General features: G+C 72.1%; 21 protein-coding genes and 1 riboswitch. Of the genes, 12 read left to right on the top strand and 9 right to left on the bottom strand.

What is annotated here, in order from left to right:
- Positions 1-9 precede the first annotated feature (9 nt).
- From MFF01_RS08485 to MFF01_RS08460, 6 genes are read right to left on the bottom strand one after another with little or no spacing between them, the layout of a single operon-like run.
- Positions 10-1,296 (bottom strand): ferredoxin-like domain-containing protein, encoded by a 1,287-nt coding sequence (locus tag MFF01_RS08485; RefSeq protein ID WP_238223893.1) that lies wholly within the window; start codon positions 1,294-1,296, stop codon positions 10-12.
- The gene (cobN, locus tag MFF01_RS08480) at positions 1,293-4,856 is read right to left on the bottom strand and encodes a cobaltochelatase subunit CobN (protein WP_238223891.1); all 3,564 of its coding nucleotides are present in this window, start codon (positions 4,854-4,856) and stop codon (positions 1,293-1,295) included. The genes MFF01_RS08485 and cobN overlap by 4 nt, the downstream gene beginning before the upstream one ends.
- 3 nt (positions 4,857-4,859) lie before the next feature.
- On the bottom strand, positions 4,860-5,894 hold the full coding sequence (gene cobW, locus MFF01_RS08475) for a cobalamin biosynthesis protein CobW (protein WP_238223889.1): 1,035 nt from the start codon (positions 5,892-5,894) through the stop codon (positions 4,860-4,862).
- Complete coding sequence (locus tag MFF01_RS08470; protein WP_238223888.1) at positions 5,891-6,322, bottom strand: DUF1636 family protein; 432 nt, start codon at positions 6,320-6,322, stop codon at positions 5,891-5,893. Before MFF01_RS08470 ends, cobW begins: the two co-directional genes overlap by 4 nt.
- Positions 6,315-7,064, bottom strand: a complete 750-nt coding sequence (locus MFF01_RS08465) for a CbtA family protein (protein ID WP_238223887.1) — start codon at positions 7,062-7,064, stop codon at positions 6,315-6,317. The genes MFF01_RS08470 and MFF01_RS08465 overlap by 8 nt, the downstream gene beginning before the upstream one ends.
- A 28-nt stretch (positions 7,065-7,092) precedes the next feature.
- Complete coding sequence (locus MFF01_RS08460; protein WP_238223885.1) at positions 7,093-7,269, bottom strand: CbtB domain-containing protein; 177 nt, start codon at positions 7,267-7,269, stop codon at positions 7,093-7,095.
- Between the two features lie 55 nt (positions 7,270-7,324).
- A riboswitch (cobalamin riboswitch) is annotated at positions 7,325-7,521 on the bottom strand.
- 89 nt (positions 7,522-7,610) lie between these two features.
- Between MFF01_RS08460 and cobU the strand changes: the two genes are divergently transcribed.
- The 5 genes from cobU to MFF01_RS08435 all read left to right on the top strand — a co-directional run bounded on the left by cobU (position 7,611) and on the right by MFF01_RS08435 (position 11,878).
- The gene (gene cobU / locus MFF01_RS08455; protein WP_238223884.1) at positions 7,611-8,159 is read left to right on the top strand and encodes a bifunctional adenosylcobinamide kinase/adenosylcobinamide-phosphate guanylyltransferase; all 549 of its coding nucleotides are present in this window, start codon (positions 7,611-7,613) and stop codon (positions 8,157-8,159) included.
- Positions 8,156-8,761, top strand: coding sequence for a cob(I)yrinic acid a,c-diamide adenosyltransferase (gene cobO / locus MFF01_RS08450; RefSeq protein WP_238223883.1), 606 nt, complete (start codon positions 8,156-8,158; stop codon positions 8,759-8,761). The genes cobU and cobO overlap by 4 nt, the downstream gene beginning before the upstream one ends.
- 62 nt (positions 8,762-8,823) lie before the next feature.
- Positions 8,824-9,492, top strand: coding sequence for a hypothetical protein (locus MFF01_RS08445; protein WP_238224325.1), 669 nt, complete (start codon positions 8,824-8,826; stop codon positions 9,490-9,492).
- 45 nt (positions 9,493-9,537) lie between these two features.
- A complete protein-coding gene (locus MFF01_RS08440; protein WP_238223882.1) occupies positions 9,538-10,995 on the top strand; it encodes a cobyric acid synthase in 1,458 nt (485 codons plus the stop codon).
- A gap of 196 nt (positions 10,996-11,191) precedes the next feature.
- Positions 11,192-11,878: a YoaK family protein gene (locus MFF01_RS08435; RefSeq protein ID WP_238223881.1), complete on the top strand. Its 687-nt coding sequence runs from the start codon at positions 11,192-11,194 to the stop codon at positions 11,876-11,878.
- 135 nt (positions 11,879-12,013) lie between these two features.
- Here the strand turns inward: MFF01_RS08435 and MFF01_RS08430 are convergent, their stop codons facing one another.
- Together MFF01_RS08430 and cbiB are read right to left on the bottom strand one after the other, a co-directional pair.
- Positions 12,014-13,084 carry a DUF3616 domain-containing protein gene (locus MFF01_RS08430; protein ID WP_238223880.1) on the bottom strand — a complete coding sequence of 357 codons (1,071 nt, stop codon included), beginning with the start codon at positions 13,082-13,084 and terminating at the stop codon, positions 12,014-12,016.
- A 32-nt stretch (positions 13,085-13,116) separates the two neighbouring features.
- Positions 13,117-14,118, bottom strand: coding sequence for an adenosylcobinamide-phosphate synthase CbiB (gene cbiB / locus MFF01_RS08425; protein WP_238223879.1), 1,002 nt, complete (start codon positions 14,116-14,118; stop codon positions 13,117-13,119).
- On the opposite strand from cbiB, the gene cobD reads away from it, so the two are divergent.
- Positions 14,095-15,114: a threonine-phosphate decarboxylase CobD gene (gene cobD / locus MFF01_RS08420; RefSeq protein ID WP_373319696.1), complete on the top strand. Its 1,020-nt coding sequence runs from the start codon at positions 14,095-14,097 to the stop codon at positions 15,112-15,114. The genes cbiB and cobD overlap by 24 nt on opposite strands.
- Here the strand turns inward: cobD and MFF01_RS08415 are convergent.
- Complete coding sequence (locus MFF01_RS08415; protein ID WP_238223865.1) at positions 15,107-16,300, bottom strand: MFS transporter; 1,194 nt, start codon at positions 16,298-16,300, stop codon at positions 15,107-15,109. The two genes, cobD and MFF01_RS08415, sit on opposite strands and share 8 nt — an antisense overlap.
- 439 nt (positions 16,301-16,739) lie before the next feature.
- Between MFF01_RS08415 and MFF01_RS08410 the strand changes: the two genes are divergently transcribed.
- From MFF01_RS08410 to MFF01_RS08385, 6 genes are all read left to right on the top strand, one after another.
- A complete protein-coding gene (locus tag MFF01_RS08410) occupies positions 16,740-16,940 on the top strand; it encodes a hypothetical protein (RefSeq protein WP_238223864.1) in 201 nt (66 codons plus the stop codon).
- A gap of 195 nt (positions 16,941-17,135) precedes the next feature.
- Positions 17,136-18,542: a malonyl-CoA decarboxylase gene (locus MFF01_RS08405; RefSeq protein ID WP_238223862.1), complete on the top strand. Its 1,407-nt coding sequence runs from the start codon at positions 17,136-17,138 to the stop codon at positions 18,540-18,542.
- A gap of 18 nt (positions 18,543-18,560) precedes the next feature.
- Complete coding sequence (locus MFF01_RS08400; RefSeq protein WP_238223859.1) at positions 18,561-20,081, top strand: malonate--CoA ligase; 1,521 nt, start codon at positions 18,561-18,563, stop codon at positions 20,079-20,081.
- 93 nt (positions 20,082-20,174) lie between these two features.
- A complete protein-coding gene (locus tag MFF01_RS08395) occupies positions 20,175-21,326 on the top strand; it encodes a YihY/virulence factor BrkB family protein (protein ID WP_238223857.1) in 1,152 nt (383 codons plus the stop codon).
- A 66-nt stretch (positions 21,327-21,392) separates the two neighbouring features.
- On the top strand, positions 21,393-21,794 hold the full coding sequence (gene msrB, locus MFF01_RS08390; protein ID WP_238223855.1) for a peptide-methionine (R)-S-oxide reductase MsrB: 402 nt from the start codon (positions 21,393-21,395) through the stop codon (positions 21,792-21,794).
- Positions 21,795-22,040: 246 nt separating this feature from the next.
- Positions 22,041-22,868, top strand: a complete 828-nt coding sequence (locus tag MFF01_RS08385) for a CYTH domain-containing protein (protein WP_238223853.1) — start codon at positions 22,041-22,043, stop codon at positions 22,866-22,868.
- Positions 22,869-22,883: the final 15 nt, after the last annotated feature.

Raw genomic sequence — 22,883 nt, 5'->3', positions numbered from 1 at the left:
CGGGCGAACTCATGGAATCGTGGTCCTGAAGGCGTGAGCGAGGGCAAGGGCCCGGCCGAGGGAACCGGCCGAATCCGCATTCCTTACGCGGTCCAGCACGGCCTCGAAAGTGAGTTGCATCGCCGGCTCGGCATCGGGGCGCCCGTGGAGGACGATGCCGTAGCGCCCGGCGCGGCCAACGAGGGTGAGGGCGGCGGCGCCCGGATGGGCGCAGCCCTTGGCGCAGCCGGACACGTGGGCGTCGACGCCTGAGCCCCGCAGGGCCTCTGCGAGGCGCGCCGCATCGGCAAGCGTCGGCGTGGAGCCGGAGGCGCAGGCGGGGGCGCCGGGGCAGGCCGCGACCAGCCCGCGCGGATCGTCGGCGGCGTGGATGAAGCCCTGTTCCCCGAGGGCATCGCGGGCGTGGCGCACGCCGTCGTGGTCCATCGAGACGAGGACGATGCCACGGGTCGGGCTCACGGCGAGGTGGGGCGCGCCGAGGCGCTCGCTCCAGGCCGCGAGGTGCACGAGGTCCTCCGCCGTGCAGCGCCCGAAGGCCGCCTCCACGGCCAGCGCCGTGCAGTCGCCGAGATCGTGCAGGCCCGGCACCAGGGGCGGGAGGGTAGCGGGCGCCGCCATGCGGTCGGCGACACGCGTCTCCCGCCAGAGGTCGAGGTCGCGCATCCGCCGCGCGCCGCTCGCCGCCAGGATGCGCAGCCATTCGGAGACGGCCGTAAGGGCTGCGGCCGCCGGGACGGGCGCGAACCAGACCGGCCCGTCCGGACCGGCGAGGGCCACGGCGACGCGGTCGGGGCCGAGGACGCGGAGCCAGATGTCGGCTTCCACCGCCCCGAGGCCGAAGCCGCCCGCCGCCTCGATGGCCACCAGGGTCTTGGCCGGCAGGCCGGGGACCGCGCGGCCGGCCGCCTCCACGGCCTCCGCCAGGGCGTCGTGCCCGAACAGGGGCGGCGTCAGGGTGAGGCGCTGCGGGCCGCCGTCGTGGCGCACGTCGCCGAGGCCAACGGCTCCGAGGTGATGGGCGAGGGGACCTTGCGTCTCCGGTGTCACCCCGCGGATCTGAAGGTTGGCCCGGGCGGTCACATCGATGTGGCCGTTGCCGAAGCGTCGCGCGCCCTCCGCCACGGCCCGCGCCTGGGCGGCGGTGAGGCGGCCCAGGGCGGGGTGGACCCGCGCGAGGAGCCCGTCGCCCGTGGGCATGGGGCGGGCGAGGCTCGGGCACCAGCCACGCCGGCTCGGCGCCTCGGGGAGGACGCGGCGCCCCGGCGAGGGGGGCGGCGTGGGGCAGGCCGCGTTCATTCGGCCGCCTCCGGCAAAGGCTCGCTCGGCATCAGTTCGTCGGCCGCCATGGCGTTGCGGCGCGTCCGCCACAGGCCGCGCCGCCGGGCCTCATCGAAGCGTTCGAGGATGGCGCGGGCCGCCTCCGGGTTGGCCGCCCGCAGGGCGTCGAAGGTGTCGGGGTCGGCGATCAGGGCGCCGTAGAGCCGGTCGAGGTCGGCATCCGACACGGCATCCGTGGTGGCCGCGAGCACGAAGACCGCATCGACCCCCTGCGCCAGCTCCTGGGCGCCGCGATAGCCGTGGCGCAGCTGCGCCGCGATCCAGCGCGGATGGGCGAGCTTCGCCCGGATCAGCCGGGTGGCGTCCTCGCGGGCCGTACGGGCCTTCGGTCTTTCGGGAGTGCCGACGTCGAGGCTGTAGAGGGTCGGGCGGGCCCCGGTGAGGCCGGCCGCGGCGGCGAATCCGCCCATGGCTTCCACGGCGGCGTCTCCATCGAGGAGATCGCGCTCGGCGACATCGAAGGCATGAACGTAGGCGTCGGCCTGGGCAACGCGAGCGGCGAACCCGGCATCGGCGACATCCTCCTTGCCGCCATAGGCGTGCGAGGTGGCGTCGAGATAGGCGCGGCCGAGGTCGTCCCGGCCTTCCCAGTCCCCGTCGAGGGCGAGGCCGCCGGCCCCGGCGCCGTAGCGGCCGGGGGCGGCGCCGTAGACGCGGGACCCGGCCTCGCCCCGGCGGCGGGCGGCGGCGAGGGGGTTTTCGGAATCGTCCTCTTCGCGGGTGGCGACGGCGTCCGCCGCGCGGGCGAGGAGCGCCAGGGTGTCGGGGAAGGTGTCGCGAAACGCGCCCGAGACCCGCACGGTCACGTCGATGCGCGGCCGGTCGAGGAGGGCGAGCGGCAGCACCTCGACGCCGGTGACGCGGGTGGAGGCATGGTCCCAGACCGGGCGCACCCCCATGAGGGCGAGGGCGTGGGCGACGTCCTCGCCGCCCGTGCGCAGGGTCGGCGAGGCCCACAGGTCCATGACGATGCGGGCCGGATACTCGCCCTCGTCCTGCAGGTAGCGCCGCACCACCGCATCGGCGGCCTTGGCGCCGAGGGTGGTGGCGGCACGGGTCGGCAGGCTGCGCGGGTCGAGGGTGGTGAGGTTGCGCCCCGTCGGCATCACGTCGGTGCGCCCGCGCGAGGGCGAGCCGGCGGGGCCGGGGGGAACGAAGCGCCCGTCGAGGGCGGCGAGCAGCCCGTCGCGCTCGGCCGTGGCGCAGGCGGCTACCGCCGGAGGGTCGTCGGGGGCGGCGCGGCCGAAGACGTGGAGCCCCGCCCGGGTCACGACCTCGCCGAGGTCGCAGAGATGCGCGTCGAGGGCGGAGAGAGCGTCGGGCATGGCGGTGCCGGCATCGATGCCGGCGGAGGCGAGCAGCCCGGCCGAGTCCGCCTCCTCTAGAATCGTGCGCGCGAGGATCGCGGCGCGGCGCGGATCGAGCACGCTCGCGGCCGAATATTCTTCGACCAGTTCGCGCAAATGCGACGCCGCCGGATCGAGCCCCGCGCATTCGGTCTGGGGCGTGAGGTGGCCCAAGGCCACGCCGCCGAGGCGTCGCTTCAGGGGGGCGGCCTCGCCCGGATCGTCGACGATGAACGGGTAGACCACCGGCAGGGACCCGATGGCGCGGGCCGGCCAGCATCCGGGCGACAGGGCGACGGCCTTGCCCGGCAGCCACTCCGTGGTGCCGTGGGTGCCGAGGTGGATCAGGGCGTCGAAGGTTTGTCGGAGCCCGAGGTGGAACGCCAGATAGGCATGGGTCGGCACCGCGTCGGGGTCGTGATAGCCGGCCTTGCGGTCGGCCGCCCGGCCCCGGTCGGGCTGGAGAAACAGGGCGACGTGACCTGTCGGGGTGCCCGTTTCCAAGGCCGCCCTCGAAAGTCTCACCCCGGTGGCGTCGGGCGCAACAGGCCCCCTCTCCTGTAAGGAGAGGGCTGGGGTGAGGTGTCGTCCATTTCCGAAGAGGTCACACACCTCACCCTGTCCCTCTCCTGGAAGGTGTGGGGACCCGCGCTGCCCGTGAAGGCGTTGAGGTGGTCCGGCGTGTTGGGGCTCGGGCGGTGGCGCCAGAACCATGGGAAAACGGAAGGCGCCGTCGATGCAGAGCAGATCGGCCTCGGGCGGCCCCCAAGCTGCGATGAGTTCGGCCTGCTGCGCCTCCGGCAGGCCCGCGAACCACGCCCGGTAGGTGTCGAGCCCCACGAAGAAGGTGTGCGGCCCATGGGTGAGGGCGCGCATCAGCCTGTCCGCGTCCGGCAGGGGACCGGCGGCGTAGCCCGCCTCGTCCAGATCCGACACGATGGCCCGCGCGCTCTCGGGCGTGTCGAGGCCGACGGCGAAGCCCGCCCGGCCGCCGCGCGCGGGATAATCCGACAGCACCACGGCGAGGCGGCGCGCGGCACGCGGGGTCCGAGCGAGGCGCGTCCAGGCCGCCGCCCGGTCGGCGAGCGCGGCGATGCCCTCCGGATAGGGCCGTGCCCGGCGCTCGGAGAAGCCGTCGATCTCCGGGCCGTCTTCCTTGAACGAGATGGGAAAGCCCGAAAGCCGCCCGTCGAATTCCGGCAGCGCCACCTGCATGGCGAGGTCGGCCGCCGCCAGGCCCCGGGCCGAGGCCTCCCAGGCGGCCCGCGCGGCGCCGACGGTGTAGGCCTGGATCACCGGGCAATCGGCGCCGTCGAGGACGAAGCCCGCATCCTCCCGGGCGGAAAACGCCGTGGCGGCGACGACGAGGTCGGGCTTGCGGGCCGCGATGGCGTCGCGCAGGGCGCTCAAGGCCGCCGGATCCTTCAGACTCGACACGGCCACCATCGTCACCTGAAGGCCGTGCGCCTGCAGCGCATCACCGATAGCCGCCAGGGGGGCGGTGTCGCCGGACAGGATGGCCGAGCGGTAGACCACGAGGAGGGCGAGAGGCGCCGTGCCCGCCAGAATGGGGCGCCCGGCGGCGAGCGCCCGGTCGCGCTCGATGGGGCCGCAGCCCGGGCAGCAGAGGAAGCCGCGCGGCAGGGCTTGCGGTTCTTCCGTCTGACAGGGAAAGCCGATTTCGGCCGCGAGGCGCCCGAGCATCCGGCGCAGGTTGTCGCCGCCCCCCGCTCGAAAATAGGCATCGAGGACGGGGGCGAGGTCGGGCGCCGTCGAGAAGGCGTCGAGGCGCGGGTCGGGCCGGTCGTCGCCGGGCAGGACCACGAGCTTGACGCCGCCCATCCGCGCGGCGGCGGCGGCGCGCTCGATGCCGTAGCGCCAGTAATCGAGGCCGCCGAGGCAGCGGATGACCACGATCTTCGAACGCGCGATCACGCCCTCGACGTAGAGATCCACCGACATGGGGTGCCGAAGCTTCGCCAGCTTGGCGAGACGCAGCGTCGGCACGCCGTCCGAACCGCTCGGAGGAAACGCTTGTGAATACGCCCCGGCGACTCCGAACAGATCGGAATCCGTGAACGACAGGAACACGATGTCGCCCGGCGCCTGACCGAGATCGATCGCGGCTTCGCCCTCGTCGAGGGAGACCGTATCGATGCGGATCAGGTGCATGGCTTATCCCGCCAGGGCGGCGGCCACCGCGCCCTGGTCGAAGCCCTTGAGGCCGATGACCACGAGGCGGCCGTCGCGGGGCTCGGTGCCCTTCCACGGCCGGTCGTAGTGATGGCTGATCCGGGCGCCGACGCCCTGGACCACGAGGCGCATGGGCTTGCCGGTGACTTCGGCGAACCCCTTGATGCGCAGGACGCCGGGGGTCTCGGCGGCGCGCGCGACGCGGATCGCCAGATCCTCGGCGGTTCCCGTGGCGCGGACGGGCAGGGCGACGGAGTCGAAATCGTCGTGGTCGTGGTCCTCGCCGTCACCGTGGTGCGAGGGCCGGGCGTCGAGATCGTCCTCGGCCGCCGCGCCGAGACCGAGGATCACGCGCGGGTCGAGGCGGCCGTGTTCGGCCTCCACCATCTTCACGGCGCGGGGGAGGTGGGCGTTCACCTCGGCGCGGACCTTGGCCCGACCGGCCTCGTCGAGGAGGTCGGCCTTGTTCATCACCACGAGGTCGGCGCAGAGGAGCTGATCCTCGAACACTTCCTCGAGGGGATTGTCGTGGTCGACGTTCGTGTCCTCGGCGCGCTGGGCGGCGGAAGCCGCCGGATCGTCGGCGAAGAAGCCGGCGGCCACGGCGGGTCCGTCGATGACCGCGATGACGCCGTCCACTGTCACCCGCGAGCGGATCGCAGGCCATTGGAACGCCTGCACGAGGGGTTTCGGCAGGGCGAGGCCCGAGGTCTCGATGAGGATGTGCTGGGGCGGGTCGGCCCGGTCGAGGAGCTTGTTCAAAGCGGGAACGAAGTCGTCCGCGACCGTGCAGCAGATGCAGCCATTGGCGAGTTCGACGATGTCCTCGTCGCCGCAGCCCTCGATGCCGCAGGCGGCCAGGAACGAGCCGTCGAAGCCGATATCGCCGAACTCGTTGACGATGATGGCTAGGCGCCGGCCGTTCGCGTTCTCCACGAGGTGGCGCACGAGGGTCGTTTTTCCGGCTCCGAGGAAGCCGGTGACGATGGTGCAGGGGATCTTGTCCACGAGGCTCATTCGGCGGCGTCCGGTGTCGGTAGCGGCGGGATGCGGGCGACGACGCCCTTGCGGAATTCCTGCGGGCGCGCCTTCCACGGCACCACCCCGTCGGGGGTCTGGCCGTAGAGGCCGACGCCCGCGAGGATGATGTGGGCGGATTCGGTGGGGTCGAGATCGCCGTAGACGTAGGTCCAGCGCCCGCGCGAAGCCACCGCCACGGTGCAGGGGCGCTTGCAGACGGAGAGGCACTCGACCCCTTCGATGCGCAGGCCGGGAGCGGCATGCGCGTCGGCGGCGTCCCGCAGGGCGGCGAGGAGCCGGGTGCCCGCGCGGGGCTCGGCCTCGTCGCCCGCCGCGCGGCAGGCGGTGCAGACGTAGAGGGTGACGGTGTCGTTCGACGCGTCGGTCAGGGGGGCAGGCAAGGGATCAGGCAAGGGATCAGGCATGCGCCGTCGCCTTGCGGCCGAACAGGGTCCAGGCCCAGCCATAGGCCAGCCCGATCACCGCCCAGAATACGAAGGCGATCCCGAGGGAGCGGGCGGCGAACTGCGCCGCGTAGCCCGCCGGCAGGGCGGAGGCGGCGTGGCTCGTCTCCGGCGCCCCGGCGAGGTGCGGCGCCACGAGGAGCACGAGTCCCCCCGCGATGGCGATGGTCGAGCGGCGCAACGCGATGAGGTAGAGCCCCATGGCAGTGGCGGCGGCCGTCATCACCCACCAGAACTGGCGCTCGGCGAGGGGTGCCGCCTCCATGCCGGGCAGCTCCGGCGGCAGCCCGAGGGCCGGGGCGAGGGCAACCGCGAGGAAGCCCGCGATGGCGAAGCGTAAGCCCGTCTCGGGGGTCGGCTCACGCCCGCAGGCGAGGAGCACGGCGCCGAGGAGCAGGGCGTAGCCGACGCCGCCCACCAGGGTGGCGAGCGCCGTGAACGCCATGCGGGGTAGGCCGGGGCCGGGCTGCCATTCGGGCGCGACTTCGCCGCCGTTGACGGCGGGATCCTTCGTGCCGTGGTCGTGTCCGCCATGGACCCGCACGACGAGGGAGGCGAAGTGGGGCGCGGTGGTCGAGGCCTGCGTCTCGTAGCGCTCGGCCGCGATGATGAGCGGCGAGGTGAGCGCGAATTGCAGGCCCGACGCGACGACAGCCGCGAGGAAGCCGGCGACCAGAGCCGCCGACACGAGCCGGATGATCATGGGGGTGTCTGCCTGCGGCGCGTGGCGCTCAGTGGCAGGGGAAATTCTGGGTGTGGCGGAAATCGTGCGCCGCGTTGTGCAGGGCCATCGCCGGGGCGAAGCCCGCCATGAACACGAGACCGAGGCCGAGGAAGGCGGCGACGAGCACGGCGCCGAGGCGCTCGTTGGTGCGGGTGCCGGCAAGAACGAGGGTGCTGGTGGTCATCGGTCGGTCTCCTGGCCGCCCCGCCGGCGGCCTTGGTCAGGGGTGGGAACGGAAGGGTCCCCGGGGCCGGACGGCAGGTCTCCTGGCTCGCGGGTCGTTCGGTCCTGCCGCCTTCCCGGATCGCTCCAGTGGCCGATGGCAGGCCCGTCTCCGCTCACAGTTGCGGGGGCAGCCGTGGTTTCAGGGCCTGTGACCCCTCACCGCGTTCCCTTTTCACCCCGTCGCCGGGGCACCGTCCGATCCCAAGCTTCTACGCGCTTCGCGAACCGGTGACAACGTAAGCGCGCTCCGTTTCACGGCTTCTTTGACCACAGTCCCGTGTTCCGGGTTAAAGCAGGCTTATGCCGCAGCCTCCTCCTCACCTGACCCTCGTCCTCGGCGGTGCCCGCTCGGGCAAGAGCGTCCATGCCGAGGCGCTGATCGAGGCCTGTCCCGCCCCGTGGCTGTACCTCGCCACCGCGCAGGCCTGGGACGACGAGATGCGCGACCGCATCCGGCTCCACCGCGACCGGCGCTCGGCCGATTGGATCACCCGCGACGTGCCCATGGCTTTGCCCGAGGCCGTCGCCGCCGCGCCGGGGCCGGTGCTGGTGGATTGCCTCACCCTCTGGCTCACCAACCTCATCCTGGCGGAGGCCGACGTCGAGGCCGCCACCGCGGCTCTGCTCGCGGCCTGCGCCGCCGCGCCCGGCCCCCTGGTGCTCGTCGGCAACGAAGTCGGCCTCGGCATCGTCCCCGACAACGCGCTCGCCCGCCGGTTCCGCGACGCCGCCGGACGCCTGCACCAGCGCCTCGCGCGACAAGCCGACCGCGTGGTGTTCATGGTGGCGGGCCTGCCGATGATCGTGAAACCCCAACCCCACACCCCCTCGCCCGGAGACCACGCATGAGCGACGCAGACGCCGACCGTCACCGCGAAAAGATGGAGAAGCGGAAAGCCGTGCAGGATGCCGAGGTGGCGGAAAAGACCATCGAGAAGGGTCTGCTCATCGTCCACACCGGCCCCGGCAAGGGCAAGACTACGGCGGCTCTGGGCCTGATGCTGCGGGCGCTCGGCCATGGCTGGCGTGTCGGCGTGGTGCAGTTCATCAAGGGCGCCTGGGACACGGGCGAGAAGCACGCCCTCAAGGCGTTTGGAACCCAGATCGACTGGCACACGCTCGGCGAGGGCTTCACCTGGGAGACGCAGGACAAGGCCCGCGACATCGCGGCGGCCGAGCACGCCTGGGCCAAGGCCCTCGACCTCATGGCCGACCCCACCATCCGTCTCGTGGTGCTCGACGAACTCAACATCGCCCTGCGCTACGATTACCTCGACCTCGACGCCGTGGTGGCGACGTTCCGGGCGCGCCGGCCGGATCTCCACGTCATCGTCACCGGCCGCAACGCCAAGCCGGCGTTGATCGAGGCGGCCGACCTCGTCACCGAGATGACAGCCGTGAAGCACCATTTCGCGGCGGGCGTGAAGGCGCAGGAGGGGATCGAGTTTTGAGGCGGGCCGCCCTGCTTCTGGCAGTCTCGGTTCTGGCAGTCTCGGCTCTGACGGTCTTGGCGATGCCGGGGGGCTCCCCGGTCACCGCTCGGCCGGCGCCGGCCTGGCCCGACACCTATCTCGGCCGGGTCGAGGCGATGGCGGTGATACAGGACCTCAACGCGCGGCTTCTTGCGAGCCGCAGCGCCACCGCGACGCTCGAGACCTGGTGCGGCGCCCACGGCATGGCCGACCCCGCCCGCCTCGTCGCCGATCTCCAGCGCGGCCTCGACCAACCGGCGCCGCCCGAGACCCGCGCCCGTCTCGGCGTCGGCCCGGACATCCGGCTCGCCTATCGGCGGGTCCGCCTGACCTGCGGCGACCATGTCCTGTCGGAGGCCGACAACTGGTACGTGCCAGAGCGGCTGACACCCGAAATGAACCGGAGCCTGGAGACGACCGACACTCCGTTCGGCCGCGCCGTTCAGGCCCTCGCGCCGACCCGCCAGACCGTGGCGTCGGAGATGCTGTGGCGCCCGGTTCCCGAGGGATGGGATCAGGCCCCGCCGTCGGCCGGGACCTGTGGCGCCCTCGCGATCCCGGCGCAACTCTTCCGCCACCGCGCCGTGCTGTTCACGGGCGATCGGGTGCCGTTCGCCGAGGTCGTCGAGACCTACGGTTCCGCGATCCTCGCCTTCTCCCGCGTCGCGCGCGAACCCGATCCCGCCTGCGCCCCGTCGCCGGTGCGATGACGCCGTGATAGGGCCGTGTTCCCACTCAGACCGGAAGCCCGCCGCATGACCGCCCGCGCCATCATGATCCAGGGCACGGGCTCGGATGTCGGCAAGTCCCTCGTGGTGGCGGGCTTGTGCCGCGTCTTCGTGCGGCGCGGCCTGCGGGTGCGGCCGTTCAAGCCGCAGAACATGTCGAACAACGCCGCCGTCACGACCGAGGGCGGCGAGATCGGTCGGGCGCAGGCGCTCCAGGCACGGGCGGCCGGGGTGGCGCCCTCCGTCCACATGAACCCGGTGCTCCTGAAGCCGCAGTCCGAGACCGGCAGCCAGATCGTGGTGCAGGGCCGGATGGTCGGTCAGGCCACGGCCCGCGACTACCAGGGCTGGAAGCCGCGCCTCCTCGCCGCCGTGATCGAGAGTTTCTCGCGTCTGAAGGCCGAATCCGACCTCGTCCTCGTCGAGGGCGCGGGGTCGGCCTCGGAGGTAAACCTCAGGGCCGGCGACATCGCCAACATGGGCTTTGCCCGCGCCTCGGGCACGCCGGTGGTGCTGCTGGGCGACATCGACCGGGGCGGCGTCATCGCGAGCCTCGTCGGCACCAGGGCGGTGATCGATCCGGATGATGCCGCGATGATCCGGGGTTTTCTGGTCAACCGGTTTCGCGGCGACCCCAGCCTGTTTTCCGACGGCATGGCCCTCATCGCGCAGCACACGGGCTGGCCGAGCCTCGGCCTGATCCCGCATTTTCCCGACGCCGCCCGCCTGCCGGCCGAGGATGTCCTGGGGCTCGTCGGCTCCGGGGCCGGGGCGGCCGGTCGCAAGGTGGTCGCGGTGCCCGTCCTGCCCCGCATCGCCAATTTCGACGATCTCGACCCCCTGCGGGCCGAGCCGGACGTCTCCGTGGTGCTGGTGCGTCCGGGGGAGCCGATTCCCGTCTGCGACCTCGTGCTCCTCCCGGGCTCGAAGACTACCCTCGCCGACCTCGATTTTTTTCGAGGTCAAGGCTGGGACATCGATCTCGCCGCCCATGTCCGCCGGGGCGGCCGGGTGCTCGGCCTGTGCGGCGGCTACCAGATGCTCGGGCGCACCCTTGCCGATCCCCACGGGATCGAGGGGGCACCCCGGACGGTGCCGGGCCTCGGCCTCCTCGACGTCGAGACGGTGATGACGCCGGTGAAACGCCTGGAGGCCGTGACGGGCACCACCCAGCCGGACGGCGTGCCGTTCTCCGGCTACGAGATGCATGTGGGCGACACCACCGGTCCCGATGCCGGGCGTCCCCTCGTCCGGTTCGCCGACAGCCGGCCGGACGGTGCCGTCTCGGCCGATGGGCGCATCACCGGCACCTACGTCCACGGCCTTTTCGCCGACGACGCCCAGCGCGCCGCTTGGCTTACCCGCCTCGGGGCTGCGGCGGGGGGCATCGCCTACGAGGCCGGGATCGAGACGGTGCTCGACGCGCTCGCCGACCACCTCGAGACGCATGTGGATTGCGACCGCCTGCTGAGCTTCGCCTCGTAGGGACAAAACACGATCGGGGTGCCCGGATCGCAGGTCGCTCGCTGACTCGAGCAGGCTCCGGGAGGATCCGCGTTCCGGCGCCTGATGAAATCAAACCGTGCGGCGGGCGCGGACAATTTCGCCCCGGTCCGCTTGTGAGTAGCCTGGTGGTTGAAGGCCGATCAACAGGTCGGGTTGGTGAGGAGACGCATGCACCGTGTCCACGAACTCTGTTCGAGATATCGCGATCGGCGTCGGGCTCGCCTTCGTCGCCGGCTTCGTTGACGCCGCCGCCTTCATCGCCCTGACGGGCCTCTTCACCGCCCACGTCACCGGCAACTTCGTCCTGATCGGCGCGGAGTTGGTCTCGACCTCGACCGGCGTCCTCGCCAAGCTGCTGGCCCTGCCGACGTTCATCCTGGCCGTTGCCGTCACGCGCCTGATCGCACTGGCCCTCGAGCGGAGAGGGGCGTCGCCGCTGCGCCCCTTGCTGGTGCTCGAAGCTGCCGTTCTGATCGCCTTTGCGATCGCGGGAGTTGCCCTGTCGCCGCTCGGTTCACCCGACAGCCCGGCGGCGATCTGTGTCGGCATGCTGGGGGTTGCCGCGATGGGCATCCAGAACGGCATCGGGCGTCTGGTGATCGGCCACCTGGCCGCGACGACGGTGATGACCGTAAACGTCACGCAGGCGGTGATCGATCTGACCGACCGCCTGTGTGGGGCGAGGCTCAGTGAGCAGGTTCGCACCCGGCTGCGGCGCACGCTGTCGGCCGTGGTCGCCTTCGCGGCGGGCGCACTGGCGGGGGCGTTCGGTGTGGCCGCCCTGTCCTTCTGGTGCGCGCTCGTGCCCGCCGTCATCCTGGTCGGATTGTCGATCGTTCCCGCCCGGGAAACGAGTTCATGAACAGCCGCTTCGGGATGATGAGCCCAGATCGGTTCACCACCCCGAATCCCCTATGAATGGCGGCCGATGCATGGCCGCGTTCGGGAATCGCCCGTGACCGCCAGCATGCCCGACCCGCGATCGGCCGCGAAGCGCCTACGGAATCGCCACGGCATACTCGCGCGGCGCGCCGTTGAGGGCGCTGTCGAACACCACGAGCACGCGGCCGGGGCCGAGACGGACGATCCCCTCTGGCTTCGCCCGCGCGTCGTCGCCGTCGAGGGGCGCGAGGGTGCCCAGCGGCGTGACCTTGCCGGAGGGGAGTTCGGCGAGGAACAGGCCGTAGGGGACGCTCAGTCCGTTGCGGGTCGGGCCGGAGAGCACGAGGAGCCGTCCGTCCGGCAGGGCGGTGAGGTCGCGGATGCCGGCGTCGGGGCCGAGGGCGAGGGGGATCGTCACGGATTTGGCCGCGAGCGGCCCGTCGCCGGGGGCGAACAAGGGGGCGACGGGCACGGAGACGAGGAAGGCCGTGCCGTCGAGGACGGGCGCGCGCAGGCCCGCATAGAGCGTGTCGCCCACCACCGCGAGGCCCTCGACGTTGAGGCCGGAGAGCGGCTTGCCGCCCTCGCGCGGTTCGAGGTCCTTCAGGACGTAGGGTCCCACCGTGTCGGCGGCCCGGAGGGCATCGCCGAGGCGGTAGGTGATCTCGACGCTGGCCCCCGTGCCGGCGGCGTCCGGATGCAGGCGGGCGAGGAGGGCGGTCGAGAGCTTGAACTCGCGTCCCCGCCGGCTGCAGCCATGCGAGCCGGTGACGTAGAAATCGGGGGCGGCATAGGCCACGGCCTCGCCGTCGAGTTCGCGATACGCGCCCTGGCCGAGAGTGCAATCCCCCGTGGTCGGGGGCGCACCGAGGGCGGCCTTCGGCGGTTTGCGGCCGGCGATGTCGACGACGACGCCCGGCGTCAGGGTGGTGCCGTCGAGGGTGACGAACTGCGCGCCCGCCGCCTCATCGTCCACCACCAGGCAGGTGCGCGGGCCCGCCGTCGCCGGCGCGCAGGCGATGCCGGAGATATCCTCCGCCGGCTTGCCCCCGCCCTTCTTCGTGATCTCTCCCGTGAGCCCCGCGCCCACGGCGTAGGGCTGGCCGACGGGATGGAGCACTTGCGCGCCGGCCGGGGACAGGAGCGCCAGCCCCGACGCCAGGGTGAGGAGGGAACGACGCATCATCGGGGGGCTCCGGTGCAGGGGCATTTCAAGGATCATGACACGGCGGCCGCGAAGGCGCCGAACGCGAAGGCGGCGAGGCCGAACAGCAGGCCGCAGGCCGTGCGGTAGAGGGCGAGCGCCCGCTCCACGTCGGCCGGCCCGGCCTCCGCGCGGCCATCCCCCATCCAGGCATCCTCGACCCGCGTGGCGCCGTAAACGCGGGGGCCGGCCAGCCGCAGGCCGAGCGCCCCCGCCATGGCGGCCTCGGGCCAACCGGCATTGGGCGAGCGGTGGCGGCCGGCATCGCGCAGGAGCGCGCGCCAGGCCGCGCCCGGCGCGGCGCCGGGGTGGAACAGGGCGGCCGCCACGATGAGGCCGCCGGCCAGCCGCGAAGCCGGGAGGTTGACGAGATCGTCGAGGCGGGCGGCCGCCCAGCCATAGGCTTCGTGGCGTGGGGTGCGGTGGCCGATCATGCTGTCAGCTGTGTTGATCGCCTTGTAGAGCGCCCCGCCCGGCAGGCCGCCGAGGCCGATCCAGAAGGCCGGAGCCACGATCCCGTCGGAAAAGTTCTCGGCCAGACTCTCGATGGCGGCGCGGCAGATGCCGGCCTCGTCGAGGCTCTCGGGGTCGCGCCCCACGATCATCGACACGGCGACGCGCCCGCCCGCCAATCCCTCGGCGCGCAGGTCCGCCGCGACGCGGGCGACGTGGTCGTGGAGGCTGCGCTGGGCCGGCAGGCTGGCGCACAGGAGGGCGAGGGCCGCGAGGCCGCCCCACGGGCCGAGCAGCAATGCGAGGGCGGTGAGCCCGCAGGCGACCGCCGCCACCACGCCAAGCAGTGTCAGAAGTCCGACGACACCCATGGCCCGGCGGCGGGCCGGGCCGCCCCGGTTCAGGCGCCCGTCGAGGCCGGCGATGAGGGCGCCGATCCAGGTGACAGGGTGGCCGAGGGCCCTGTAGAGCCGGTCGGGATAGCCGCACGCCGCCTCGACGGCGAGGGCGAGCAGCAGGACGATGAGCGTGGCGGGTGGATGGGTGAGGGCGGTCCAGGGCATTCGGTGTCGGTGAGCGTGGCGCCCCCCCTCGCGCATGGCGGCGATCTCGACGCGGCCCGCACCCTGTTTCCGGATGCGCCCTTGCCGTGGATCGACCTCTCGACGGGGATCAATCCGGTGCCCTATCCCGGTCCGCCCCTGGAGGCCAGTGCGTTCCGGCGTCTGCCGTCCTCCGCCGACCTCGCGGCCCTCAACGCGGCGGCGGCGAAAGCCTACGGCGTCGCCGATCCGGCCGGCATCGTGGCCGCGCCCGGAACCCAGATCCTCATCGAGACCCTGCCGCGCCTCGTCGCGCGGGGGCGGGTCGCCGTCGTGGGGCCGACCTATGCCGAGCACGAGGCCGCCTGGACCCGGGCCGGGCACGCCGTCACCCCGGTGGCGGATCTCGAGGCGGCGGCCGACGTGGTGGTGGTGGTCAACCCCAACAATCCCGACGGGCGGACATGGGCGGCCTCCGCCCTCCTGGCCTACGCCGAGCGTCAGGCGGCGCGCGGCGGGCTCCTCGTGGTGGACGAGGCCTTCGCCGACCTCGAAGCCGTGGAGTCCCTCGGGGGCCACCTTCGCCCCGGCCTCGTGGTCCTGCGCTCCTTCGGCAAGACCTACGGGCTCGCCGGCCTGCGCCTCGGCTTCGCCCTCGCCGAGTCGGGCTTCGCCGCCCGCCTCGCCGAGGCGCTCGGCCCCTGGGCGGTGTCCGGCCCGGCGCTGGCCATCGGTCGCGTCGCCCTGGCCGATGCCGGCTGGCGCCGGGACGCCGCGATCCTGCGGGGCGCCGACGCGAACCGCCTCGACCGGATGATCGCCCGGGCTGGCGGCCGGGTCGTCGGCGGCACCCGCCTGTTCCGCACGGCGGACTTTTCCGATGGCCCGGGTCTGTTCGGGCGCCTCGGCGCGGCGGGGATCTACGTCCGGCGCTTCGCCGCCGCCCCGTCCCGCCTGCGCTTCGGCCTGCCGGCGGACCGAACCGAATGGTGCCGGCTCTCGCGGATCCTCAAGTAGTCCGCGCCGGCTTCCCCCGTTCGAGGAGGGCGACGAGGAGGCCGCCTCCCGAGAGGACGAGGCCGACGGCGCAGACGCCGGACCAGCCGGCCGCGAGGAATGCCTGCGTGCCCGCGAAGGCGCCGAGTGCCCCGAACACGAACATCACCGTGAACAGCACGGTGTTGACCCGGCCGCGCGCCCCCGGAACCAGGGCGTAGACCCGGGTCTGGTTGGCGATGAGCGCGCCGTTGAGGCCGATATCGATGAGGAGCACGCCGAGGCCCACGGCGACGAGGGAGACGGCGCCCCCGGCCCACAGCACCACGAAGGCCGCCACCACGAACAGGCCGCCGGCCACCACCACGGGCCGTGCGCCGCGCCGGTCGGTGTAGCGCCCCGACAGGGGGGCGATGAAGGCGCCCACCACGCCGATGACGCCGAACAGGCCGGCGCCCGCCGCCGTCAGGTCGAAGGGCGGCGCCTCCACCAGGAGGGCGAGGGTGGTCCAGAACGCGTTGAAGCTCGCGAACAGCAAGCCCTGGCACAGGCTGGCGCGGCGCAGGGCCGGCTGCGTGCGCACGAGGTGGAGGATCGACACCATCAGGGCGCGGTAGCGCAGGGGCTTCGTCTGCACCGTGCGCGGCAGGGTCGCGGCGGCGATCCCGGCGATGACGAGGGCCACGGCGGCGGCGGCGAAGAACACTGCCCGCCAGCCGTAATGAGCCCCAACGAACCCGCTCACCGTCCGGGCGAGCAGGATGCCGCTGAGGAGGCCGGTCATCACCTGGCCCACCATGCGCCCGCGCGTCGCGTCGGGCGCGAGTTCGGCCGCGAACGGCACCGCCTGCTGCGCCGCCGAGGCGAGGAAGCCGATGGCGAGGCTCGCCGCCGCCAGGGTGCCGAGGTTCGGGCTCAGGGCCGCCGCCAGCAGCGCCACGGCGAGGCCGATCATTTGTGCCAGGATCAGGCCGCGCCGGGGCAGGCTGTCGCCCATGGGTACGAGGCAGAGGATGCCGAGGCCGTAGCCGACGAGGGAGGCCGTCGGCACGAGGGTGGCCGCCCGGTCGCCGAACTCCGTCACCAGCAGCGCCAGCAGGGGCTGGTTGTAATAGATGTTGGCGACCGCGCCCCCGGCGATGAGGGTGAGGCCGAGGCGCGCCTTGAGGGTGAAGCCGTGGCCGTCTGCCGATGCCGCCCCGCTCATGGCGTGGCCCGGCCCGGTGCCGGGCGGAAGTCGAGCGTCGCTGTCATGGCCGTGGACTTTCCGATGGGGGGGACGGGTGAGTAAGGCGTGGGCCGCCGGGCCCGCAAGTGCTGCCCTTCGTAAGTGCTGCCCTTCGTAAGTGCTGCCCCTCGCAAGCGTGGCTCCGGGCGTTCCACTCCCGTAACGCCCGCCCGGGGTCCCGGCGGGACGTTCGAATCGGACGCGTCGCCGCAGGACCGTTACCTCGGGATGAGGCCGATCTCATCTCTTTGGAGAACGATCCGCACGATTTGGCGCCCAAGGGCCGGAAAACGACCGCATAGGACCCGGGCAACCCCTTGGAAAACGCGAGGTTTTGCGGTCTGATCCCCAATGTGGGCCAGCGAATCGCATTCCGTTCCGGCGGATTGCCTCGCCCGGTCCGACGACGGAGCTTCGAATGCCGAACTATCGTGTCGAATTCGCCAAGGAGATTCTGGGCGTGCCCTTCCCCGTCGGGTCCGTGGCCATCGTCCGGGCGCGGGATCCCATGCGGGCGCTGCGTGCGGCCGAGTTGCGCTTCGCCCGCCACCACGGCGTCGAGGATTGGCGGGAGCGCGCCGACCGCGCCGAGATCATCGCCGGCGGCGGCACGAATTAAGGGACGCGGCATCGTCGGTTCCGGAGCGCCGGGCCTTCGCGATGTCTCCCGCGCGATCGCCATCCGGTCTCCCCCCGACGCCGCGGCTCTCTGGCCCTCCGAGCTTGGCCGTCATAGAGTGGTCGCGCAAGCGTGCGCGGATGTGCGCGGCGGGACCGCCCGGTTCGGGCATCGGCAAGGGGACGGACGGCTTTCATGGCGGCGATCTCTTTCTTCGGCGATCTGCTGCAGACCATCAGCGAGCGGGGGCGGGACCTCATCGGGTTCGGCCGCGGCGACCTTGCCGCCCGCGCCAACGCGCAGGAGCTGATCAAGCTCTGCGAGGATCTGATCTCCCGGCGGGGCGAGGCCTCGGGCGTCGCCCTCGCCCGGCTCATCCTCGACCGCTACGCCAGCCTCGCGCGGCCCGAGCGGGCGAATTTCCTGCGCATGGCCGCCACGGAGTTCGCCGCCGACCATGACGCCGTGGACGAGGCCATCGCGGCCTATCGGGCGGCCCCGAGCAGGGCGGCCCTAGGCGCTCTGCACGACGCGGCCGAGCCGCGCAGCCAGGAACTCATCCGGCGCCTCAACCTCGCCCGCGACGGAACCCTCGCCCTGGTGCGCATGCGCGAAGACCTGTTCAGCCTGCGCCGCGCCCTGCGCGACGAGGAGGCCGACCCGGACCTCATCGATGCGGCCGACAGCCTCGACAGCGATTTCGAGCACCTGTTCGCCTCGTGGTTCAACCGGGGCTTCCTCGTGCTGCGCCCCATCGACTGGACCACGCCGGCCCATATCCTCGAGAAGATCATCCGCTACGAGGCCGTGCACGCCATCGCCGACTGGGACGATCTGCGCCGTCGCATCGCCCCGCGCGACCGGCGCTGCTTCGCCTTCTTCCATCCGGCCCTCGTCGACGAGCCGCTGATCTTCGTCGAGGTGGCCCTCACCGCCGGCATCGCCCCGGCCATCGCGCCGATCCTGGCCCATGAGCGCGAACCCCTGGCGCCGCGCGAGGCCACCACGGCAATCTTCTATTCCATCTCGAACTGCCAGAAGGGGCTTGCCGGCGTCACCTTCGGAAACTTCCTCATCAAGCAGGTGGTGGAGGACCTCGCCCGCGAGATCCCCTCGCTCAAGACCTTCGTCACCCTGTCGCCGGTGCCGGGATTCGCTACCTGGCTCGACCGCGAGCGCCGGGCCGACGCCCCCCAGGGGCTCACCCGCGAGGATGTCGAGGCCCTGCGCCTCATCGACGAGCCGGACTGGCATGCGGACAAGGCTAAGGCCGAGATCGTGCGCAAGGCGATGATCCCGGCGGCGGCGGCCTATTTCCTCCGGGCCAAGAACGAGCGCGGCAAGCCGCTGGATCCCGTCGCCCGGTTCCACCTCGGCAACGGCGCCCGCCTGGAGCGCCTGAACTTCCTCGGCGACGTCTCGCGAAAGGGGCTGGCCCAATCGCGCGGCCTCATGGTCAACTACCTCTACGATCTCTCGGCCATCGAGAAGAACCACGAGACCTTCGCCAACCTCGGCACCGTCGCCGCATCGAGCGCGGTGACCCGCGAGTTGCGCAACAACCTGCCGCCCGCACGCGCCGTCGCCTTGGCGGACGCCTGAAAGCAGTCCGAAGCCCGCATGTCCAACCACCTGTTCGACCTCGTCCGCGCGCGCCTGCCCGCCGATCCCGCGGCCAAGACCTTCATCGAGACGGGGGAGGGCGCGCGCTACACCTATGCCGACCTCCTCGCCCGCTCGGGGGCCTACGCGGCGGCACTCGTCGGACTGGGAGTGAAGCCGGGTGACCGGGTGGCGGTCCAGGCCGAAAAGAGTTCCGAGTTTCTGTTCCTGTATCTCGGCACGGTGCGCGCCGGCGCCGTGTTCCTGCCCCTCAACACCGCCTACACCGCCCACGAGATCGCCTACTTCCTCGGCGACGCGGAGCCGGCCCTGTTCGTGTGCGATCCGGGCAAGCGCGAGGCCCTGGAGGCGGTGGCGGGCGCGGCCGGCGTGGCGCGGGTGCGGACCCTGGGCGCCGACGGGCGCGGCAGCATGGCGGAAGCCGCCGACGCGGCCGCGGGCGATTTCGCCGACGTGGCACGCGGCCCCGAGGATCTCGCCGCCATCCTCTACACCTCGGGCACCACCGGGCGCTCCAAGGGCGCCATGCTCAGCCACGAGAACCTCGCGTCGAACGCCCGGACGCTGGCCGAGACGTGGCGCTTCACGGCGGACGACGTGCTCATCCACGCCCTGCCGGTGTTCCACACCCACGGCCTGTTCGTGGCGACCAACACCGTGCTGGCCACGGGCGGGACGATGCTGTTCCTCGCCAGGTTCGATGCGCGCCAAGTGCTGGCCCTGATGCCGCGCGCCACCGCCATGATGGGCGTGCCGACCTTCTACACCCGCCTCCTCAAGGAGCCGGGCCTCGACGCGGCCGCGACTGAGGCCATCCGCCTGTTCGTCTCGGGTTCGGCGCCACTGCTGGCCGAGACACACCGCGACTGGCAGGCCCGCACCGGCCACGCCATCCTCGAACGCTACGGCATGACCGAGACCAATATGAACACCTCGAACCCCTATGACGGGGCGCGGGTGGCCGGCACCGTCGGGCCGTCCCTGCCGGGCGTCTCCGTGCGGGTGGTCGATCCCGAGACCGGAGCCGGCCTCGGCCCCGACGCCGTCGGCATGATCGAGGTGAAGGGCCCGAACGTGTTCCAGGGCTACTGGCGCATGCCGGAGAAGACGGCGGCCGAGTTCAAGGCCGACGGCTTCTTCATCACCGGTGACCTCGGCAAAATCGACGCGGACGGCTACGTCCACATCGTCGGGCGCGGCAAGGACCTCATCATCACGGGCGGCTACAACGTCTACCCGAAGGAGGTCGAGAACGAGATCGACGCTCTTCCGGGCGTGGTCGAGTCGGCGGTGATCGGGGTACCGCACGCCGATTTCGGCGAGGGGGTCACGGCCGTGGTGGTGGCCCGCGACGGCGCCCCCGACGAGGCCACGATCCTGCGCACCCTCGAGGCGCGCCTCGCCCGCTACAAGTGCCCGAAGCGGGTGCTGTTCGTCGACGATCTGCCCCGCAACACCATGGGCAAGGTGCAGAAGAACCTCCTGCGCGAGACCCACGCGAATCTCTACCGCGCCTGAGGTGGCCCGGCCGGGAACGTCCGTGCGCGCCTCGACGTTTGGATCGGCGTAAGCTCAAGCTTGGCCTTCCCGCCCGAACCGGTCACCGCCGCGATGTCTTCCTCCCCCGACCCGGCGCCCGCCCAGAAGGGCGCCGCCCCCGTACTGTGGACCCTGGCCCTTGGAACGGCCCTCGTTGTCCTCACGGCGGGCACCCGTGCCCGTCCGCGGACGGATAGTGCCGCCCTCACGCCGCCCGAGCCGGTCCGAAACGACGGCGCGCGCTCCTACAGCGGTCGATCCGCCGAATGGGTCGCCGCCACGCAGACCGAGCGGGGCCGCAACGCGCGCACGCCCCTCGACATCACCCGCTCGGGTTGGAAGGACATCCTGGTCCGCGTCTACCTGGAGTTCAACAAGGACCGGGTCCTGTCCGTCGCCGCAGGGGTGACGTTCTATACCCTGCTGTCCCTGTTCCCGGCCATCGCCGCCCTGGTCTCGTGCTACGGCCTCGTGGCCGATGTCGGCTCCATCAACGAGCATCTGGCGAGCCTGCAAGGCGTCCTGCCGTCGGGCGCCATCGAGATCATCGGCGATCAGGTCAAGCGCATCGCCGCCAAGGGCGGGGGAACCCTGGGGCTGACCTTCTTCACCAGCCTCGTCGTGTCCCTGTGGAGCGCCAACGCCGCCATGAAGGCGATGTTCGATGCCCTGAACGTCGTCTACGAGGAGGAGGAGAAGCGCTCGTTCGTGATGCTGAACCTGCGCTCCCTCACCTTCACCATCGGTGCCCTGCTGTTCACGATCCTGGCCCTCGTCAGCATCGTGGTCCTGCCCCTGGTGTTCACCTTCGTGGGCCTGAGCGACACCGCCTGGTTCCTCGCGCTCCTGCGGTGGCCGGCGCTGCTGGTGGTGGTGCTCGGCGGCCTTTCGGTGCTCTACCGCTACGGCCCGAGCCGGGAGCGGGCGCGCTGGCGCTGGGTCGGCGTCGGCGGCGCCCTGGCGGGCATCCTCTGGCTCGTCGCCTCGATCCTGTTCTCCTGGTACGTGTCGAGCTTCGGCAACTACAACGAGACCTACGGCTCGCTCGGCGCCGCCATCGGCTTCATGACCTGGATCTGGATCTCCACCACCATCGTGCTGCTGGGCGGCGAGATCAACGCCGAGATGGAGCACCAGACGGCGCGCGACACCACCACGGGGGCCGAACTGCCCATGGGCGCGCGCCAGGCCCGGATGGCCGACACCCTCGGCGCCGTGGCGTGACCTCCACGGGAGGGGACCGCGACCCTATCTAGGGAGATCCTTTCCCTTCCGCCGCTGGATCAGCTCATGACCCTTCCCAACCCCGACACACGCACCGACGCCGAGTGGCGCGAGATTCTCACGCCCGAGCAGTTCCGGGTCCTGCGCGAGCACGGCACCGAGCGCGCGGGCACGAGCTGCCTCAACGCCGAGAAGCGTCCGGGCGTGTTCCACTGCGCCGGCTGCGACGCGCCGCTCTTCGAGAACGGCACGAAGTTCGAATCCGGCACGGGCTGGCCGAGCTTCTTCGCTCCGTTCCCCGAGGCCGTGGAGACCCAGACGGACCGCTCCCACGGGATGACCCGCACGGAGGCCCATTGCGCCCGGTGCAAGGGCCATCTGGGGCATGTGTTCAATGACGGTCCCCCACCCACCGGCCTGCGCTACTGCATGAACGGGATCTCGCTCCGGTTCGAGCCCGAGGCCTGAACGGCGCCGGACGGACGAGCGCGTCGCGAAGATGGGGACGAAACGGAGGATCGAGGGGGCGATTCGGCGCGCGACCTTGATTTCTGCGGTGTTTTGCTTAGTCCCAGAAGACATATTCCGATGAATACCGGGGCATCCGATGATGGGTGCCTCCTGAAGCCGCCTCGGTCTCGTGACCGGGGCGGCCCCGACCCCCAGTCCGGCGGAACCCAGGCCGTGGGACGAACGAACCCCCGGAGAGTCCGTATGAGCATCGTTCGCCGGTTCCTTGTCGCCCCCTCCCTCGTCCGCCTCATCCGCAAGGAGCGCGGCGGCGCACGGATCACCGAGGGCTACTTCGCACCCCAGGGCGGGCGCGTGTCCTATGTCCGCGTCGACGGGCAGCAGTGCCACCTCGTCCTCGTCAACACGGGACCGGACGGCACCTCGAGCGAGGAGCGCACGGACGTGCCGCGCGCCCATGGCGACGCCCTCCTCGATGTCTGCGGCGGCAAGGCCCTGTACGACCGCACGGCCGTCGCCCTCGGCGCGGGCCGCGAGGCGCGCATCGACCGGTACGTGGCCCCCGGCACCCTCGATCTCGTCAGCGTGGTCTTCGAGGAGATTGGCGACGCCAACGCGTTCACCGTCCCCGTCTGGTTCGGCCCCGAGGTGACGGGGGACGCCGCCTACGAGCGCCACGCCGTTGCCCTCCAAGGGGTTCCCCAGCCGGGTGAGGTCGCCCTGAGCAACGCCGCCCTCGAAGCCGTCCTCGACCTCGTCGAGCCCCGTTTCGGTTTCGGCCGGTACGGCGGCGCCCCGAAGCCCGCGGAGGATGACGGCATGAAGGCCCTGCGCCGGGCCGTTCCCCCGCCCGCCCCGCAGGCGCCCGCCGCTGCGGCCGAACCGGCGCCGCAGGAGGCCGCCGGCCCCAACGACGCGCGGATCGACGAGGTGATCGAGAGCCTGTCGCAGGCGCTCGGCAATCCGCAGCCCCTGCCGCCCGAGGGCGAGCCCGCCCAACCGGCCCGCGCGGAGGAGACGGCCGCCGAGTTCGAGCGCTGGACCGTCCGTCCGCGTCGCAATCAGACCTGATTCCCCTGAAATCGG

Origin of the sequence: Methylobacterium adhaesivum, assembly GCF_022179065.1 — a bacterium.
Lineage (GTDB): Bacteria > Pseudomonadota > Alphaproteobacteria > Rhizobiales > Beijerinckiaceae > Methylobacterium > Methylobacterium adhaesivum.
The sequence above is the reverse complement of the archived record's forward strand: the minus strand, read 5'-3'. Positions and strand labels throughout refer to the sequence as shown.

What these genes read in the sequence shown, in the direction of transcription:
- MFF01_RS08485 (WP_238223893.1), bottom strand. Translation starts at nt 1,296, where the DNA reads ATGAACGCGGCCTGCCCCACGCCGCCCCCCTCGCCGGGGCGCCGCGTC.
- cobN (WP_238223891.1), bottom strand. Translation starts at nt 4,856, where the DNA reads ATGCACCTGATCCGCATCGATACGGTCTCCCTCGACGAGGGCGAAGCC.
- cobW (WP_238223889.1), bottom strand. Translation starts at nt 5,894, where the DNA reads ATGAGCCTCGTGGACAAGATCCCCTGCACCATCGTCACCGGCTTCCTC.
- MFF01_RS08470 (WP_238223888.1), bottom strand. Translation starts at nt 6,322, where the DNA reads ATGCCTGATCCCTTGCCTGATCCCTTGCCTGCCCCCCTGACCGACGCG.
- MFF01_RS08465 (WP_238223887.1), bottom strand. Translation starts at nt 7,064, where the DNA reads ATGATCATCCGGCTCGTGTCGGCGGCTCTGGTCGCCGGCTTCCTCGCG.
- MFF01_RS08460 (WP_238223885.1), bottom strand. Translation starts at nt 7,269, where the DNA reads ATGACCACCAGCACCCTCGTTCTTGCCGGCACCCGCACCAACGAGCGC.
- cobU (WP_238223884.1), top strand. Translation starts at nt 7,611, where the DNA reads ATGCCGCAGCCTCCTCCTCACCTGACCCTCGTCCTCGGCGGTGCCCGC.
- cobO (WP_238223883.1), top strand. Translation starts at nt 8,156, where the DNA reads ATGAGCGACGCAGACGCCGACCGTCACCGCGAAAAGATGGAGAAGCGG.
- MFF01_RS08445 (WP_238224325.1), top strand. Translation starts at nt 8,824, where the DNA reads ATGCCGGGGGGCTCCCCGGTCACCGCTCGGCCGGCGCCGGCCTGGCCC.
- MFF01_RS08440 (WP_238223882.1), top strand. Translation starts at nt 9,538, where the DNA reads ATGACCGCCCGCGCCATCATGATCCAGGGCACGGGCTCGGATGTCGGC.
- MFF01_RS08430 (WP_238223880.1), bottom strand. Translation starts at nt 13,084, where the DNA reads ATGATGCGTCGTTCCCTCCTCACCCTGGCGTCGGGGCTGGCGCTCCTG.
- cobD (WP_373319696.1), top strand. Translation starts at nt 14,095, where the DNA reads ATGGGTGAGGGCGGTCCAGGGCATTCGGTGTCGGTGAGCGTGGCGCCC.
- cbiB (WP_238223879.1), bottom strand. Translation starts at nt 14,118, where the DNA reads ATGCCCTGGACCGCCCTCACCCATCCACCCGCCACGCTCATCGTCCTG.
- MFF01_RS08415 (WP_238223865.1), bottom strand. Translation starts at nt 16,300, where the DNA reads ATGAGCGGGGCGGCATCGGCAGACGGCCACGGCTTCACCCTCAAGGCG.
- MFF01_RS08410 (WP_238223864.1), top strand. Translation starts at nt 16,740, where the DNA reads ATGCCGAACTATCGTGTCGAATTCGCCAAGGAGATTCTGGGCGTGCCC.
- MFF01_RS08405 (WP_238223862.1), top strand. Translation starts at nt 17,136, where the DNA reads ATGGCGGCGATCTCTTTCTTCGGCGATCTGCTGCAGACCATCAGCGAG.
- MFF01_RS08400 (WP_238223859.1), top strand. Translation starts at nt 18,561, where the DNA reads ATGTCCAACCACCTGTTCGACCTCGTCCGCGCGCGCCTGCCCGCCGAT.
- MFF01_RS08395 (WP_238223857.1), top strand. Translation starts at nt 20,175, where the DNA reads ATGTCTTCCTCCCCCGACCCGGCGCCCGCCCAGAAGGGCGCCGCCCCC.
- msrB (WP_238223855.1), top strand. Translation starts at nt 21,393, where the DNA reads ATGACCCTTCCCAACCCCGACACACGCACCGACGCCGAGTGGCGCGAG.
- MFF01_RS08385 (WP_238223853.1), top strand. Translation starts at nt 22,041, where the DNA reads ATGAGCATCGTTCGCCGGTTCCTTGTCGCCCCCTCCCTCGTCCGCCTC.